Here is a 15,693-nt window from a genome sequence, read left to right on the forward strand (position 1 = left end):
GAAGGAGGGGGATGTAAGGTGAGTTTAGTATTATTACTTTTTATAATTGGGTTTATAGGATCGTTTATATCAGGAATGGTTGGAATTGGCGGTGCGATTATTAATTATCCGATGATCTTATACATTCCAGTATTGTTAGGATTTACTGGTTATACGTCACATGAAGTGAGTAGTATTACAGCGGTACAAGTATTCTGTGCAACTTTTGCAGGCGCATGGGCTTATCGGAAAAGTAATGATATGGATAAAACGTTAGTTGTGTATATGGGAGCTAGTATTTTAATAGGAAGTTTCATAGGGAGCTTTGGTGCTAACGTATTAGAGGAACATACGGTCAATGTTGTTTATGCAGCGTTAGCAACAATTGCTGCTATTATGATGTTCGTACCGAAACGAAATAATAGTGGTGAAGTGACATATAATAAATGGTTAGCAAGCTTGTTAGCGTTTATTGTAGGAGGAGCATCAGGCATTATAGGTGCTGGCGGTTCTTTCTTATTAGTACCGATTATGTTAGTTATTTTAAAATTGCCGATACGTACAACAATAGCAACATCTATCGCTATTACGTTTATTTCCTCAGTAGGGATTACGACTGGAAAAGTGATAACTGGTCAAGTAGTTGTAATTCCAGCTCTTATTATTGCGGTTGCAAGTATCTTTGCTGCGCCGCTTGGAGTGCGAGTCGGGAAGGGGACCAATCAAAAAGCACTGCAATATATGTTATCGATTTTGATTGTAGGCACTGCTGTTAAAATGTGGATTGATATGATATCGAAATAAAAGGATGGGCTGCTTGTAGCCCATCCTTTTATTTATGCCCAAATAACTTTCATTAAGTTTTTATATTCGTCATTTGCTAATTTATATAGCATTCTCGTATGTTCAAAGACAAGTGCTGGATTAAAGTTTGGTTCTGAGAATGCAAGAGATGCTGAAATATCAATTGCATTTTGCTTGTTTAATGTGAATTTTGCAAAGCGATAAGATGTGTTTAATTCATTAATGACATGTAAAATATCATTTGTTGATGTTGCATCAGGCACGTGAGCAACATTGAAGCAGTATATATCCACCGTAGGATGTTCGTTTTGGAAAGCAGCGATAAGTTGAATTTTTGCGCCAGCTTCTGTCTCTAATCCTACTGAAAAATGAACAGAGCCATCATTTTCATCTATATTTTCTTCCATGTATATATCGTTGGATTTTAAGTAGTCTTTAAAATCTGAGATGTTATGTTTTACTGCAGCTTTCATATGTATGAGCCCCCTGATAATTGGAATAGATTGCTACTATTTATTATAATTTAAAAATATTAAAAAAGATAGTTAGAAAGTTCTGATTTTTGATTCTGACGAAATAAAAAGAAGCAGTACTCTACCTCCATAGAGTACTGCTTCTTTACTATTCATTGTCGTTAGACGATGTTTCTGTATCTTCACTGCTATTTTTGTTCTTATTTTTCACTTCATTGTTACTTGATTCGCGTTCACTTGAATTTTCAGACTTAGATTCTTTTGTCTTTTTCGAATCAGAGTCTGAGTCAGACTTTGTATATGCAGGTAGCCCAAGATGAGTACGAAGTTCATTTGTAACATTAGCTAATTCTTTTTTATCTGGATTGTAGTAGTAAGTTCGACCACCACCAGCAGATTTGCTACATGTATCGTCACCTTTTGCCATATAGCAATCATCACCTTGGATTTGTAATTTCTCAATTTCCGAATCCGATCCGTACTTATAGAATGAAAGCATATCATCAAATGTTAAGTTTGTAACGAATTGTCCGTTAATATCATCAATGATGTTGCCAACTTTTGTTACAGAACCAGCATTTGTTAGTTTCTTTAAAATAGCTTCGATAACGAGTTGTTGACGTTGTCCACGCATTGCATCACTATCGATGTGTCTTGTTCTAGCAAGAGCAAGAGCTTCTTCGCCATTTAACTTTTGAACACCTTTTTCTAGGTGAATTGCCTCAGCATTATCATTGCTATCTTGCTCAGTAAATTCAACTGGTACATCAACTTCAACACCGCCCAAGTCATCGACGATTTTTATAAATGATTTAAAGTTAAATTTCACAAAATAATCGACAGGAACATTCATTAATTTTTCAACTGCATCAATGCTTGCTTGTGGTCCACCATTTTTTCCGTTTTTAGCAGAACCGAATGCATGAGCATGTGTAATTTTATCTTTTTTCTTTTCTATTGGAATATAAGTATATGTGTCACGTGGGATACTTAATAGTTTAACAGTTTTGCTATCTTTATTAAATGTTGCAAGTAAAAGCGCGTCTGTTCTTATAGCTTCACCATATTCTTTTCCTCGGACATCGCTTTCATCAACACCCATTATTAAAACAGAGACGTTATTTGTAATAGGTTTAACAGCTTTATCTCGTAAATCTGATTTATCACCGCGTGCTAAATCGTGTGCGGCATTTCGAACAGCAGAAGATGCTTTATTTACTAAAAACCAAGTATAACCGCCACCTATTAATAAAACGAATAGTATAGCGCTTATAATAATTTTTATTTTTTTCTTATTTTTGTTCGGTTTACTGCGTGTATTTTCTTGCAAAGATGGGTTTTGCTCCATTTCCTGTACTCCTTCATTTGGATTGAAATACGACACTCATATCCACTTATTATAATGAAATTTAGCGAAAAAAAACATTACAAATCATTTACATTTCGTAAAAATTCAATTTATTTATAAAAAGTCAGATTTTCTATATATTCTTTTTTAGATGTAGAATAAGTATAAGGGCTTTTGGTAGAAATGAAAATATATATTATGAGAAAGTGATAGGGAAGTAAGATTTGTTGAAATATAGCCAAGAAGAAATGAGTAAGCTTACTTATTTCTTCTATATAATAAAGAAGAATTTGACGGATAAAGGAGAGAGCATAATGAATCATACATCATTCCGAGCAATCGTTGTGAACGAAACGGAAAATCATCAGTTTGTAAGAAAAGTTGTTGAGAGAGAAGTAAGTAGTTTACCTGAGGGAGACGTATTCATACAAGTTCATTATTCTTCATTAAATTACAAAGATGCCCTTTCAGCTACTGGTAATAAAGGTGTTACGAGAACGTATCCTCATACGCCAGGAATTGATGCCGCAGGAGAAGTTGTGAGAAGTGAAGATAACTCCTTTAATGTAGGAGATCAAGTTATTGTAACGGGATATGACTTAGGTATGAATACCTCTGGTGGTTTCGGAGAATATATTCGCGTCCCATCATCTTGGGTCGTGCCTTTACCAGAAGGAATGTCATTAAAGGAAAGTATGATGTATGGGACAGCAGGTTTTACTGCTGCTTTGTCGGTATATAAGCTTATTGGAGCAGGAATTAATCCTGGTATGGGAGACGTTCTAGTAACTGGTGCTACAGGCGGCGTAGGGAGTGTAGCTGTTAGTATTTTAAGTAAGTTAGGGTTTAATGTAGTAGGAGCGACAGGGAAAATGGAAGAGGAACAGATGCTACTACGTCTAGGAGCGAAAAAAGTGATTCATCGCGCGGAATTGAATGATGAATCAGGAAGACCAATGTTAAAAGGGATATACGCCGGAGTTATCGATACTGTAGGTGGACATATGTTAGAAACAGCTTTAAAAACAGTAAAGTATGGTGGTTGTGTAACGACATGCGGTAATGTGGCAGGACAGGAATTACATACAACGGTATATCCGTTTATTTTACGAGGCATAAGCCTTTTAGGGATAGATTCCGTGCAATGCCCGGTGGATGTGAGAAGAGATGTGTGGACATTGTTAGCGGATGAATGGGAAAATTCAAAGTTAGCGTCTTATACAGAAGAATGTACATTAGAAGAATTAGATGAGAAGTTTGCACTTATATTGCAAGGAAAGTTAAAAGGAAGAACAGTTGTTAAAATAAAGTGAAAAAAGAGACGCTTAATGTAGCGTCTCTTTTCTTCATTATAATGATTGTTTTAAATTGATTTTTCCTTGTTCACCTAAAACACCGTCAGCGATATTTACAGCGTGATCGCCAATGCGTTCTAAGTTACTTACCATATCGACGAAGATGATACTTGCATCACCTGAACAGCTACGCTCGTTTAGACGTAATACGTGACGTTTACGAAGAACACGTTCCATTTGGTCGATTTTGCGTTCTTTTGCAATAACAGTTTGAGCTAGTTCGGTATCGAAGTTTGTTAAAGCTTCAACTGAGTCTTGCAGTGTTGAAATCGTTAATTCCAGCATTTCGTTTAATTCACCTAATGCTTCGTCTGATAGTGAAACACGATTTGAAATTTGGAAATCTACAAGTTCTACAAGGTTTTCTACATGATCACCAACACGTTCAATATCTCCAACAACACCTGCTAAAACGGAATGTTTTTCAGAATCCGTAGGTGAAAGCGGCTTTTCAGATAGTAGAACTAAATACTCGGTAATTTTTTTATCTAAATTGTTAATAGCTCCTTCTAATTGAGTAGCCATGTCAGCGTGTTTTTTGTCTTGTGTATTTAAAAATTGGTTTGCTTCTTTTAATCCATGTAATGAAAACTCAGCCATACGGATAATTTCTTTTTGAGCTTCTGTTAAAGCGATAGCTGGAGATTGCTCAATAAAGATTGGGTTTAAATGTTGCGGTTTGAAATCAATAGCAGAGTCTTCGCCGCGAATAAGTTTTGTTACAATCCATGCTAATACAGCGATGAATGGGAATTGAATAACTGCATTTGTTACGTTAAATGTTCCGTGTGCAAATGCAATTGTCATTTCTGGATTTAAGTTTAATGATGTTTGGAAATATTGAATTAAGCTTGTAAATGGTACTAATAAAATCGTAAATATAATTGTACCGACGATATTAAAGATAACGTGAACTAATGCTGCACGTCTTGCGGCAATAGAAGTACCGATTGCTGCTAATACAGCTGTAATTGTTGTACCGATGTTATCACCGAATAATACAGGAAGGGCAGCTTGTAAATCGATTGCACCTTGACCGAATAATTCTTGCAAAATACCGATTGTTGCGCTTGAGCTTTGTACAATTAAAGTGAAGACTGTACCGACAACAACTCCTAAAATTGGGTTATCACTCATACTAACCGTTAATTCTTGGAATGATTCTAAAGAGCGAAGAGGTTTCATACCTGCGCTCATTAATTCCAAACCGAAGAATAACATACCAAAGCCGAATATAACTTGACCTAAAGAATGTACTTTTTTATTTTTAAAGAAGAATAATAAGATAGCTCCAACTGCCATAATTGGGAGAGCGTATTCTCCGATTTTAATTCCGATAATAAATGCAGTAACTGTCGTACCGATGTTTGCACCCATAATAACACCGATTGCTTGTCTTAATGTCATAAATCCTGCGCTTACAAGTCCGACTGTTAAAGCGGTTGTTCCTGAGCTTGATTGGATTAATACCGTAACTAACATACCTGCTAGTACACCCATGAGTGGGTTTGTTGTAAAACGATCTAGAATATCACGAAGACGATCTCCAGCTGCTTGTTGCAGTCCATCGCCCATGTATTTAATCCCGAATAAGAAAATACCTAATCCACCAATGAACTGGAAGATCATATCTTGAACATTATATTCCACGCATTCCACTCCTTAAATTTCATGTACGATGTAATTATTAACTGAACCTTGAGTCACTGTAAACGGTTTGCTAGTAAAATTTACACTAAATTTACAAAAGGTAGAAAAGTTTACAATACCTTAAAGAAACAGCTGTATTTTATTGGTTTTCATCTTGTATAAATCTTAATTTTGTAAAGAAATCATACTTTTTAGAATAGTATTGTTCAGTTGAATATCAAGGAAAGCGTCTGCGAGTTCATCGTATATTTTTTGATGAAAGTTAAAAAAATATGTAGGAAAATGCATGTAGTTTTATAACAGCAAAACGAGAGAAAACAATTTTTTTAACACGATAAAAAAGCCACTGAATTATCCAGCAGCTTTTTCCGTGTTTTTATCGCCATACTTTTGTTTTCTTATGCTTGTAATGTAAATGAAGAGAAAAGCAATAAGTAATAGAGAGGAGTAACGATATACAGTTGCATAGTTTGTAAAATGAGCAATAAATCCAAATATAATCGCTCCAGCGCCGATTCCAAGGTCAAATGCGGAGAAGAATGTAGCTGTTGCTACGCCGCGTCGATGCGGTGCTACGCGGTCAATCATCCATGCTTGTAGTGCAGGTTGGATCGCTCCAAAACCACTTCCGTAACATGCTGCAGCAATAATTAAGCTCGGAATTGTCGTCGTATACGACAATAAAATAATGCCTGTAAACGTTATAATAACTCCCGGAATGATGACGAATGTATGGCCTTTCGCATCATATAGCCTTCCAGAGAATGGACGAGTTACAGCAATTGCTAGTGCATTACATAAAAAGAAGAGGCTAATATCAGCTATGCCGACTTCTGTAGCAAATAGTGTGATAAAACTTCCGATTCCTCCGTACATTAATGTAATACATAATATTAATAATGAAGGAAGTAAAGCTTTACGCTCAATAAATCCATCGAGAAAAGTACTAGATGATTGTTGTGGCGGCTGTTTCGTTTTTTGGATTTGAAGTAGTTTCGTTAATATTAATGAAACAATTGTGCACGATAGTGCACATAAAAAAAGAATTGTGAAGTTATATGTTTGCATGAGCCATAGTCCTATAAGTGGACCGAGGGCCATTGCAATTGTTCCAGAAAGGCCAAAATATCCCATGCCTTCTCCGCGGCGAGCTGAGGGAATTAAATCAGAAACGACAGTTCCATATGTAGTCGTTGTAATACCGAAACCAGCTCCGTGTAAAATACGAACAGCAAGCAAGAGAAAGATAGTTGAGGCGAAAAGGTAACTGCCCATAGCGAGTAAACAGATAGCAGTACCGATCATTAAAATGATTTTTTTATTAAATTTTTGCAAGGCGTTCCCAGTTAGCGGTCTAACAAAAAGTGCCGCAACGGTAAACATACCGACAACAAATCCGATATTGGAACTTGTGCCACCAATTTCTTTCACATAAACAGGTAAGGTTGGAATTAACATTTGAAACCCTAAAAACATACATAAGTTTGCAAAAATTAAAGCAACAAACTCTTTTGTCCATAACGGTTCTCGTTTTACGAGTATTGCTTCTCCCATATATTCATCCCCTATATAAAATTTTCCCGCTATTCACGGGCAGTAAAACTCCCACCTCAAAATCGGACTGGAGCAAAGAAGTTAGGTGGGAGATCAACTGCCCGTAAATGCCCGATTGGTTCAACTAATAATCAGTGGGGGATGAACACTCCCCTCACTGATTAAAGTTTCACTTTATCTCTTTTCTTTCGAGTATATGTATTGGCCAATGCAACAGTCAAGGAAGGTGTCTTGAAAACGGATAACAATTTTTAAGGCGAAAAACTGACAAATTTGTGTAAAAGCTACACAACTATGAAAAAAAGATGTAAAGTATAGATGTATAGACTTGTAGGTGTTAAGAATGATAGAAATTGTTTTTTCTTTAAAGAAAGCGGATTCAAAAGAGTAGTGAACAAGAAGGGGAGATATACTTTTTCACTACATATATTTGAAAGGGTTTACAATATGATGAAGAAAGAGGCGTGTACATATGAGACGATTAGGTATTTCTATTTATCCAGAACATTCAACAGTAGAGAAAGATAAGGAGTATTTAACATTAGCAAGTAAATATGGATTTACACGTGTGTTCACATGTTTATTATCTGTGGATGGAGAAAAAGAGAAAATTATTGAAGAATTTAAAGAAACGATCTCACATGCGAATGCATTAGGGTTCCAAGTATTAGTTGATATTAGTCCATCTGTTTTTGAACAATTAGGTATTTCGTATAATGATTTATCATTCTTCCATGAATTGGGTGCGTACGGTATTCGTTTAGATGTTGGTTTCTCAGGATTAGAAGAATCAATTATGACTTATAATCCGTATGGTTTGAAAATTGAGATTAATATGAGCAATGGTACGAAGTATGTAGATAACATTATGAGTCATAGACCAAATCGTGAAAATTTAATTGGTTGTCATAATTTTTATCCGCATCGTTATTCAGGGTTATCATACGATCATTTCATTAAATGCTCGAAACAATTTAAAGATTACGGTATGAGAACGGCTGCTTTTATTTCATCATTTGATGCAACATACGGACCTTGGCCAGTAACAGAAGGGTTATGTACATTAGAGCAGCATCGTGAATTATCGATGACAACACAGGCGAAGCATTTATTTGCGACAGAATTAATTGATGATGTTATTATTGCAAACGCATATGCGTCAGAAGAAGAATTACAAGCACTAGGTGCATTAAATAAAGAGAAACAAACATTTGATATAGAACTATATGATACAACGACAGAATTAGAAAGAATTATCGTATTAGACGAACCACATTTTTATCGCGGAGATGTATCTGAATATATGATTCGTTCTACACAAAGTCGTGTGAAATATAAAAAAGAAGAGTTTAAACCTCATAATACGCGTGAAATTAAGCGTGGAGATTTATTAATTGATAATGAACAATATGGCCAGTATAAGGGCGAATTACAAATTGCATTAAAAGATATGGTGAATACAGGAAAAACAAATGTAGTTGGTCGAATTATAGAAGAAGAAATTTTCTTATTAGATTATTTACAAGCATGGGATAAATTCGGATTCATATTAAAGAAATAGAGAGAATATAAAGGGGAAAAACTACTGATTTCAGCAGCTTTTCCCCCTTTATATATAAAGAGCGAGAGGAAGAGCTATGACAAAGGTGCAGCAGCGATTAATTTCTATTTTAGAGGAGTTTTTAGAAGAGAAATCGATGTTAAATCGAGCTTTTTTAGCGGGCCGTTTACATGTATCAACGAAGACGATTCAAAAGGATATAAAATTATTAAATGATATATTGGAAGAAAACGGAGCGAAAATCGAATCGCAAAGAGGGACTGGGTACGAATTAGAAATTATACAAACGAAGAAATTTGAAGACTTTTGTGTGAGTCTATTTCAAAAACAGACGGAAAAGATCCCAACTTCTTATGAAGAAAGAATAGCGTACATTCTGCAGCGTGTTTTAACGGCAGAGGGATATGTGAAGCTTTCAGAATTAGCGGAAGAGATTTATGTGAGCAAATCAACGGTTAATTTAATTATGAAAGATGTTACAGATATATGTGGTCGCTATAAATTACAAATTGAGAAGAGACCGTATTATGGTATACGTATTGTTGGAGAGGAATTTAATATTCGTTCTTGTTTATCACAATATGGTTTACCGCGTTATGACCATACTCCGTTTCATGAGCAATTTGAGCAGACGGAGACATATTTATCGCTACCTTATATATCACACATCCGTTCAATTATATTAAAGTATATTGAAGGTGGAACAATATATTTATCTGATATAGAAATTGATAATTTAGTCATTCATATTGCAATCGCATTAAAGCGTTGTCAAAGTCAACATTATATGAAAGAACTGCATACGGAGCAATCAGAACTTATAATAAAGAAAGAATATACAATTGCGAAGCAGATTTTAGGAGATTTAGAGAAAGAGTTGAAATTTTCATTTCCAGAAGAAGAAGTATTATATGTGACGATGCATTTATTAAGTACTGCTGTTACAACGAGAGATCGCTATGAAAATGTAGAAGAGCTATTAGGAAAAGATATATATGCATTTATGCAACATATTCTTTTTAAAGTAGCGGAAGAACGGAATCTTATTTTTTATTATGATGAAGAATTATTATTTGGATTTGGTATTCATTTAAAAACGTTATTAAATCGTTTGAAGTATAAGTTAAATACGAGAAATCCTCTTTTGGCAGAAGTGAAAAAGAATTATCCGTATGCTTTTGAAATTGCGGTTCTTGTTGGAGATATCATTGGTGAATATACGGGTGAATCGATCCCTGAAAGTGAAATTGGCTATATTGCAATTCACTTCGGCGGAGCGATGAGCCGTTTGCAGGAGCAAAATCAAAAGAAAAGATGCTTATTAGTTTGTGCGACTGGTCAAGGAAGTGCACAACTATTAAAATATAAAATTTTATCACAGTTCCGAGATAAATTAGAGATTGTAGGTATTACAGGCTATTATCAATTGAAAGTAGAAGATCTTTATAAAGAAAAAATAGATTGTATTATTAGTACGATTCATATACCGAGTGGCTTGCCTGTTCCAGTTATAAAAGTGAATTCAATATTTGATGATAAAGAGATTAAATTGATTGGTCAGCGGTTGTTTACGCATGTGAATAATAGTGTGCAGCCTTATATTAAGGAAGATTTAATTTTTTTAAATCATAGTGCTTCTACGAAAGAGGATGTTATTCAGTTTTTATGTGAGAAAGCTGCTGAGAAACATTATGTACAAGAAAACTTTTATGCTTCTGTTATGGAAAGAGAAAATACGTCTCCGACAGCGGTTGGGAATTCAGTTGCAATCCCGCATCCGATGCAGTTATTAAGTGAGGAAACTTTTTTGATGTTTTGCACACTTGAAAAGGCTGTTGATTGGGGAGATAAAAAAGTACAAGTAATTATTTTATTTAGTGTAAAGCGCAATAATAATGAAGATTTGCAAAGGCTTTATGATTTTTTATATGATATTATGTCTAGTCAAACTACGATAGAGAAACTTACTCAGACCGAGGTAATTGAAGATTTTCAAGAGATTTTATTATCATTTTGAAAAAGTATATAAAAACTTCCGTTACATAACGGAAGTTTTTTATGTTTAATTGTATGCGTTTTCATAATAAGATAAAAATATAGAAAACATATAGCTTGGGGGAATTTAAAATGGCTGATATGCAAACTCCATTTGCATTAATTTTACATGGTGGCAATGCGAGAAGTGCAGCGCTTGAAGCAATCGCTTTTGCAAGACAAGGAGATTTTGAGAATGCGGGTGAAAAGATGAAACTTGCTAGTGAGGAAATTTCAGCAGCACATCGTATTCAAACGGATTTAATTCAAGAAGAGGCAAGAGGAAATCATACAGAAATCAGTTTACTGTTAGTGCACGCACAAGACCATTTAATGAATGCAATTACAGTGAAAGAACTAGCTGAAGAATTTATTACTCTTCATAAACGAGTAGAAGAGAAAGTGACAGTATAAGATGTATATTTTATTATGTTGTGCAGCAGGCATGTCAACGAGTATGGTCGTAAGAAAAATGCAAGAAGAGGCAAAGAAACAGGGGAAGAATTATAAAATTAAGGCGGTTGATTCAGAACTTGTGAAACTTGAAATAAAAGAAGCCGATGTCGTTTTAATCGGTCCACAAGTGAAATATTTATTTCCAGCTGTAGAGTTTCTTGCAAACTCATACAACATACCAGTTGCAATTATAGACCAACGAGATTATGGCATGTGTGATGGTTTGAAAGTGCTTAGGCAAGCAGAACAATTAGTTTTAGCATAATTATATCTTTTTAAATATAAACATTATAATGTTATAAAGTTTATTTCATTCTTTTATAGTAGAGAGAAAGAGGAGGGCTATTGATGAATGGGTTTATGAGTTTTATGGAACAAAAGATTATGCCAACAACGCAAAAGATTGCAGGACAACGACATTTATTGGCAATTCGAAATGGGGTTATTTCTACATTACCGTTAACGATCGTCGGGTCATTTTTCGTTATCTTTTTAAATTTACCAATTGATGCATATATGGAATGGATTGCACCGTTTCGCCATATTTTAGATATTCCATTCCGATTTACAGTAGGACTAATGGCCTTATACGCAGCGTTTGGAGTAGGGGCTTCGCTCGCGAACTTTTATCAGCTCAATCAATTAAGTGCAGGGCTACTATCTGTACTCGCCTTTTTACTAGCATCAGTTGAACCAATTCAAATTACGAAAGCTGTACCAGGTGTTATTGATGCAGGTCGATATATTTCAGTAGGAACACTAAGTGCAACGTCTTTATTCGGCGCAATTGTGACAGCATTAATTGCAGTGGAAATTTATCATTTTATGATTAAGCATAATATCTCAATAAAATTACCAGACAGTGTACCACCAGCAGTTTCAAATTCGTTTGCAGCATTAATTCCAACATTAGTAGTTATTCTTTTATTCTGGGGCATTCGCTACGGTTTGAAATTCGATGTAAATACAACAATTACATACTTAATCGCACCATTAAAATCAGTACTAGTAGGAAATAACTTATTCGGTGGTTTATTAACAGTATTCTTAATCGTGTTCTTCTGGTCATTTGGTATACATGGACCGGCAATTTTAGGACCAATCATTCGTCCGATGTGGGATTCCGCAATTCTTGAAAATATGGAAGTGTTCACGGCTACAGGAAATGCACATCAGTTACCAAACTTATTTACAGAGCAGTTCATTCAATGGTTCGTATGGATTGGCGGATCTGGCTCAACGTTAGCTTTAGTAATTATGTTTATGTTCTCTAAATCTAAGTTCCTAAAAGAGTTAGGTAGATTATCATTCGTACCAGGTTTATTCAATATTAACGAGCCAATTATTTTCGGGGCACCAATTGTAATGAACCCAATCTTAATTATTCCGTTCGTTATTACACCGTTAGTGACAACGACAGTATCATATTTCGCAGTTGTTTCAGGTATGATTCCACTCATGATGGCGAAATTGCCATTTACGATGTTAGCACCAATTGCAGCGGTGATTAGTACGGACTGGACAATTATGGCTGGTGTACTTGTACTTGTTAACTTTGTAATCTCATTCGTTATTTACTATCCATTCTTCAAAATGTATGAGAAACAACAATTAGCAGGAGAGGAGAAAACAGAATGCTCGGAGCAATTATCATCTTAATTACATTTGTGATCGGACAGTGTATTGCCCATTATTCGAAATGGGTACAAAGTAAATCCTTATTAGTGTTACTACTAGTATCAGTTTTATTTATCGGTTGTTCAATGGGTGCATATGTAATGTTAGGTCTACACTCACCGTACGTAATTATTGTACCGACAATTTTATGTGCAACATGTTTATCTGCAAAATATAGATTTACGAGCATGGCATTAATACAACGTGTGAAGGAGATGCAAAAGCATGGAGCGTAAATTAGGGATTTCACTTTATCCAGAACATTCAACGAAAGAAAAAGATATGGCTTATATTTCGTCAGCGGCACGACACGGTTTTTCAAGAATATTTACTTGTTTGTTATCTGTGAATCGTCCGAAAGAAGAAATTATAGCTGAATTTAAAGAGATTATTAATCATGCGAAAGATAACAATATGGAAGTTATTTTAGATGTAGCTCCAGCTGTGTTTGACCAGCTTGGTATTAGTTATAGTGATCTATCATTTTTCGCAGAGTTAGGTGCAGATGGTATTCGATTAGATGTAGGCTTTGACGGATTGACGGAAGCGAAAATGACGAATAATCCGTACGGTTTAAAAATCGAGTTAAATGTAAGTAACGATATTGCGTACTTAGAAAATATTCTTTCGCATCAAGCGAATAAATCAGCTTTAATTGGTTGTCATAATTTTTATCCGCAAAAATTCACTGGTCTTCCGTACGATTATTTCATTCGCTGTAGTGAACGCTTTAAAAAGCATGGTATTCGCAGTGCAGCCTTTATTACATCACATGCCGCAAACATCGGTCCATGGGATATTAACGACGGATTATGTACGTTAGAAGAGCATCGTAATTTACCAATTGAAGTACAAGCGAAGCATTTATGGGCAACAGGGCTAATTGATGATGTCATTATCGGAAATGCTTATGCAAGTGAAGAGGAGTTAGAAAAACTAGGAAATTTAAATCGCTACATGTTACAGCTAAAAGTGCACTTTGTAGACGAAGCGACTGAAGTAGAGAAGAGAGCTACGCTGCAAGAATTACATGTAAGACGCGGCGACATAACAGAGTATATGATACGTTCTACAGAAGTGCGTAAAAAATATAAAGACTATGACTTCCCAGTGCGCGAAAGTGTGCTACAGGAAAGAGGGCAAGTTGTAATTGGTAATAACTCATTCGGAAAGTATAAAGGTGAACTGCAAATCATTTTAAAAGAAATGCCGATAGATGAACGAAAAAATATCGTCGGTACAATTGCGGAAGAGGAGTTATTCTTACTAAATTATGTAGGAGCTTGGACGCAGTTTACTTGTGTGGAATAGAGAAGAGAAGGAGAGGATGCTGTGGCATCCTCTTTTTTCTATTGATATAGTAGTCTATCGTATATAGAATGCAAAGAGATAGATTTCATTTGGACGGGAGAGAAGGAGATGGAAGAGTATATAGATGATTTATTAAGGCGGATGGCTGATGAAGAAACAGAGATTTGGCATCGTGCGTATGATGAAGCAAAAGCGTTAAATGACTTATTAACTTTTCCTTATTTACAGCAGAAGGTAATCAAAGCAAAAAAGGTATCTATGAAGAAAGATATTTATTATTTAATGACGAAACTCGCCATCAATACGAAGGAAATCTATATTGCTGATTATCTTATAGATCGTTTGGAATGTGAACAAATCCCGACTTTGTTAAGTGAACTGCTTAGTAATATTTATACATTGCCAGAAGTAAGTAGTACAAATAAAATCATTCCGTATATTTATCATAAAAACGATAGTGTTCGTTATTGGGCAGTTGCTTCCTTAAAGTTATATAAATCGTTAGAAGCGGAAAGTGCGTTGCTAAAGTTGCTGGATACTGAAGAAAATAAAGATGAGATTACACATATTTGTTATACATTGCTTGAGATTGGAACGAAGCAATCGATTCTGCCGTTAACAAAGCTTTTATATAGTAATAGTGTCTATGTTCGTTCAACCGTTATTGAGGTTTTAGCAAAAATAGGGGGATCGGACTTACAAATAGTTTATATTGAAGCTTTACATGATAGAAATGTGATGGTGAAATATGAAGCTGTTCGAGCTATTTATACGTATGGCGACGAAATGGCAATGAGAGCAATTTGCGAACGTGTGAATAAAATTGTTGCTAGAAGACGTAAAAATGAAGTAGAGCCTACGGATGAAGCAGAGATTATCATTGCTCTTCGTTTCTTACATAAGTTTGCTAATCATGAAGAAGTTTTAAAGATATTTGATAAAGTGTACAAAAAACGTGGAAACTTGTTTATGTCGGAGAGGGAGTGGCTTCGAGATAATATTACTTACTTTCAAGAGAAAGAAAGCATGTAAGAATCATAAAAAAGAGCCAGCCTCAACGATGAGACTGACTCTTCTTTATAACTAGTTTAATACTTTAACTGTAACTGTTTTACGTCCCCAGCTACTTGATGTGCCTTTATCTGGCATTAAAACGTCGATTTTATTACCTTTAATAGCCCCACCAGTATCACCAGCGATTGCTACTCCGTAACCTTCAACCCATACTTTTGAACCTAATGGAATGACACTTGGATCAACTGCAATTAGTTTCATGTTTGGATTAGCTGTTAAGTTATGACCCATAGCTGATTTTACTTGGTCGCCTGCTTTATAACCATTTTCAAGTGGATCTGCTGTGTAAGCTGTTGCTACAACACGTAACTCACGAGAAGATGATGGTGTACTTGTTTCAGTTTCTTTTGCAGCAGGTTGTTGTGTAGCTGGTTTTTGAGCTTTAGCTGCTTCACGAGCTTTAGCTGCTTCTTGAGC

The 15,693-nt window shown here is 35.3% G+C and carries 15 protein-coding genes; 10 read left to right on the top strand and 5 right to left on the bottom strand.

The genetic code is table 11. From position 1 onward, the window contains the following. Positions 1 to 18 precede the first annotated feature (18 nt). A complete protein-coding gene (locus MR160_RS20670) occupies positions 19 to 783 on the top strand; it encodes a sulfite exporter TauE/SafE family protein (protein ID WP_079245095.1) in 765 nt (254 codons plus the stop codon). A 32-nt stretch (positions 784 to 815) separates the two neighbouring features. Here MR160_RS20670 and MR160_RS20675 read toward each other — a convergent pair whose 3' ends face one another. Continuing rightward, complete coding sequence (locus MR160_RS20675; protein WP_000642361.1) at positions 816 to 1,256, bottom strand: hypothetical protein; 441 nt, start codon at positions 1,254 to 1,256, stop codon at positions 816 to 818. Between the two features lie 148 nt (positions 1,257 to 1,404). Next, positions 1,405 to 2,604: an LCP family protein gene (locus MR160_RS20680; RefSeq protein ID WP_000437427.1), complete on the bottom strand. Its 1,200-nt coding sequence runs from the start codon at positions 2,602 to 2,604 to the stop codon at positions 1,405 to 1,407. A gap of 227 nt (positions 2,605 to 2,831) precedes the next feature. Between MR160_RS20680 and MR160_RS20685 the strand changes: the two genes are divergently transcribed. Further along, on the top strand, positions 2,832 to 3,917 hold the full coding sequence (locus MR160_RS20685; protein ID WP_074790768.1) for a YhdH/YhfP family quinone oxidoreductase: 1,086 nt from the start codon (positions 2,832 to 2,834) through the stop codon (positions 3,915 to 3,917). Between the two features lie 36 nt (positions 3,918 to 3,953). Here the strand turns inward: MR160_RS20685 and MR160_RS20690 are convergent, their stop codons facing one another. Both MR160_RS20690 and MR160_RS20695 read right to left on the bottom strand, forming a co-directional pair. Continuing rightward, positions 3,954 to 5,609, bottom strand: coding sequence for a Na/Pi cotransporter family protein (locus MR160_RS20690; protein ID WP_000456251.1), 1,656 nt, complete (start codon positions 5,607 to 5,609; stop codon positions 3,954 to 3,956). Positions 5,610 to 5,960: 351 nt separating this feature from the next. Then, positions 5,961 to 7,163, bottom strand: coding sequence for an MFS transporter (locus tag MR160_RS20695; RefSeq protein ID WP_000503241.1), 1,203 nt, complete (start codon positions 7,161 to 7,163; stop codon positions 5,961 to 5,963). A 472-nt stretch (positions 7,164 to 7,635) separates the two neighbouring features. Between MR160_RS20695 and MR160_RS20700 the strand changes: the two genes are divergently transcribed. The 8 genes from MR160_RS20700 to MR160_RS20735 all read left to right on the top strand — a co-directional run bounded on the left by MR160_RS20700 (position 7,636) and on the right by MR160_RS20735 (position 15,234). Beyond that, the gene (locus MR160_RS20700) at positions 7,636 to 8,724 is read left to right on the top strand and encodes a DUF871 domain-containing protein (protein WP_001253355.1); all 1,089 of its coding nucleotides are present in this window, start codon (positions 7,636 to 7,638) and stop codon (positions 8,722 to 8,724) included. Between the two features lie 76 nt (positions 8,725 to 8,800). After that, positions 8,801 to 10,741, top strand: a complete 1,941-nt coding sequence (locus tag MR160_RS20705) for a BglG family transcription antiterminator (RefSeq protein WP_000170099.1) — start codon at positions 8,801 to 8,803, stop codon at positions 10,739 to 10,741. A 110-nt stretch (positions 10,742 to 10,851) separates the two neighbouring features. Continuing rightward, positions 10,852 to 11,172, top strand: coding sequence for a PTS lactose/cellobiose transporter subunit IIA (locus MR160_RS20710; protein WP_000774625.1), 321 nt, complete (start codon positions 10,852 to 10,854; stop codon positions 11,170 to 11,172). Position 11,173: 1 nt separating this feature from the next. Further along, positions 11,174 to 11,479, top strand: coding sequence for a PTS sugar transporter subunit IIB (locus tag MR160_RS20715; RefSeq protein ID WP_000275645.1), 306 nt, complete (start codon positions 11,174 to 11,176; stop codon positions 11,477 to 11,479). Between the two features lie 83 nt (positions 11,480 to 11,562). Further along, positions 11,563 to 12,873, top strand: a complete 1,311-nt coding sequence (locus MR160_RS20720) for a PTS sugar transporter subunit IIC (RefSeq protein WP_001013060.1) — start codon at positions 11,563 to 11,565, stop codon at positions 12,871 to 12,873. After that, complete coding sequence (locus tag MR160_RS20725) at positions 12,849 to 13,127, top strand: hypothetical protein (protein WP_000900039.1); 279 nt, start codon at positions 12,849 to 12,851, stop codon at positions 13,125 to 13,127. Before MR160_RS20720 ends, MR160_RS20725 begins: the two co-directional genes overlap by 25 nt. Next, positions 13,117 to 14,202: a DUF871 domain-containing protein gene (locus MR160_RS20730; RefSeq protein ID WP_000440072.1), complete on the top strand. Its 1,086-nt coding sequence runs from the start codon at positions 13,117 to 13,119 to the stop codon at positions 14,200 to 14,202. Before MR160_RS20725 ends, MR160_RS20730 begins: the two co-directional genes overlap by 11 nt. A gap of 108 nt (positions 14,203 to 14,310) precedes the next feature. Next, entirely contained in the window at positions 14,311 to 15,234 is a 924-nt protein-coding gene (locus MR160_RS20735) for a HEAT repeat domain-containing protein (protein WP_000393376.1), read from the top strand. Positions 15,235 to 15,285: 51 nt separating this feature from the next. Here the strand turns inward: MR160_RS20735 and MR160_RS20740 are convergent. Beyond that, a partial coding sequence (locus MR160_RS20740) for a 3D domain-containing protein (RefSeq protein ID WP_242297942.1) occupies positions 15,286 to 15,693 on the bottom strand: 408 nt, incomplete at its 5' end.

It is taken from the genome of Bacillus cereus group sp. BfR-BA-01382 (assembly GCF_022663475.1).
Lineage (GTDB): Bacteria > Bacillota > Bacilli > Bacillales > Bacillaceae_G > Bacillus_A > Bacillus_A thuringiensis_S.

Bases quoted from the DNA above. Each gene is read 5' to 3' on its own strand.
- MR160_RS20675 (WP_000642361.1), bottom strand. From the start codon at position 1,256: ATGAAAGCTGCAGTAAAACATAACATCTCAGATTTTAAAGACTACTTA.
- MR160_RS20680 (WP_000437427.1), bottom strand. From the start codon at position 2,604: ATGGAGCAAAACCCATCTTTGCAAGAAAATACACGCAGTAAACCGAAC.
- MR160_RS20695 (WP_000503241.1), bottom strand. From the start codon at position 7,163: ATGGGAGAAGCAATACTCGTAAAACGAGAACCGTTATGGACAAAAGAG.
- MR160_RS20700 (WP_001253355.1), top strand. From the start codon at position 7,636: ATGAGACGATTAGGTATTTCTATTTATCCAGAACATTCAACAGTAGAG.
- MR160_RS20705 (WP_000170099.1), top strand. From the start codon at position 8,801: ATGACAAAGGTGCAGCAGCGATTAATTTCTATTTTAGAGGAGTTTTTA.
- MR160_RS20710 (WP_000774625.1), top strand. From the start codon at position 10,852: ATGGCTGATATGCAAACTCCATTTGCATTAATTTTACATGGTGGCAAT.
- MR160_RS20715 (WP_000275645.1), top strand. From the start codon at position 11,174: ATGTATATTTTATTATGTTGTGCAGCAGGCATGTCAACGAGTATGGTC.
- MR160_RS20720 (WP_001013060.1), top strand. From the start codon at position 11,563: ATGAATGGGTTTATGAGTTTTATGGAACAAAAGATTATGCCAACAACG.
- MR160_RS20725 (WP_000900039.1), top strand. From the start codon at position 12,849: ATGCTCGGAGCAATTATCATCTTAATTACATTTGTGATCGGACAGTGT.
- MR160_RS20730 (WP_000440072.1), top strand. From the start codon at position 13,117: ATGGAGCGTAAATTAGGGATTTCACTTTATCCAGAACATTCAACGAAA.
- MR160_RS20735 (WP_000393376.1), top strand. From the start codon at position 14,311: ATGGAAGAGTATATAGATGATTTATTAAGGCGGATGGCTGATGAAGAA.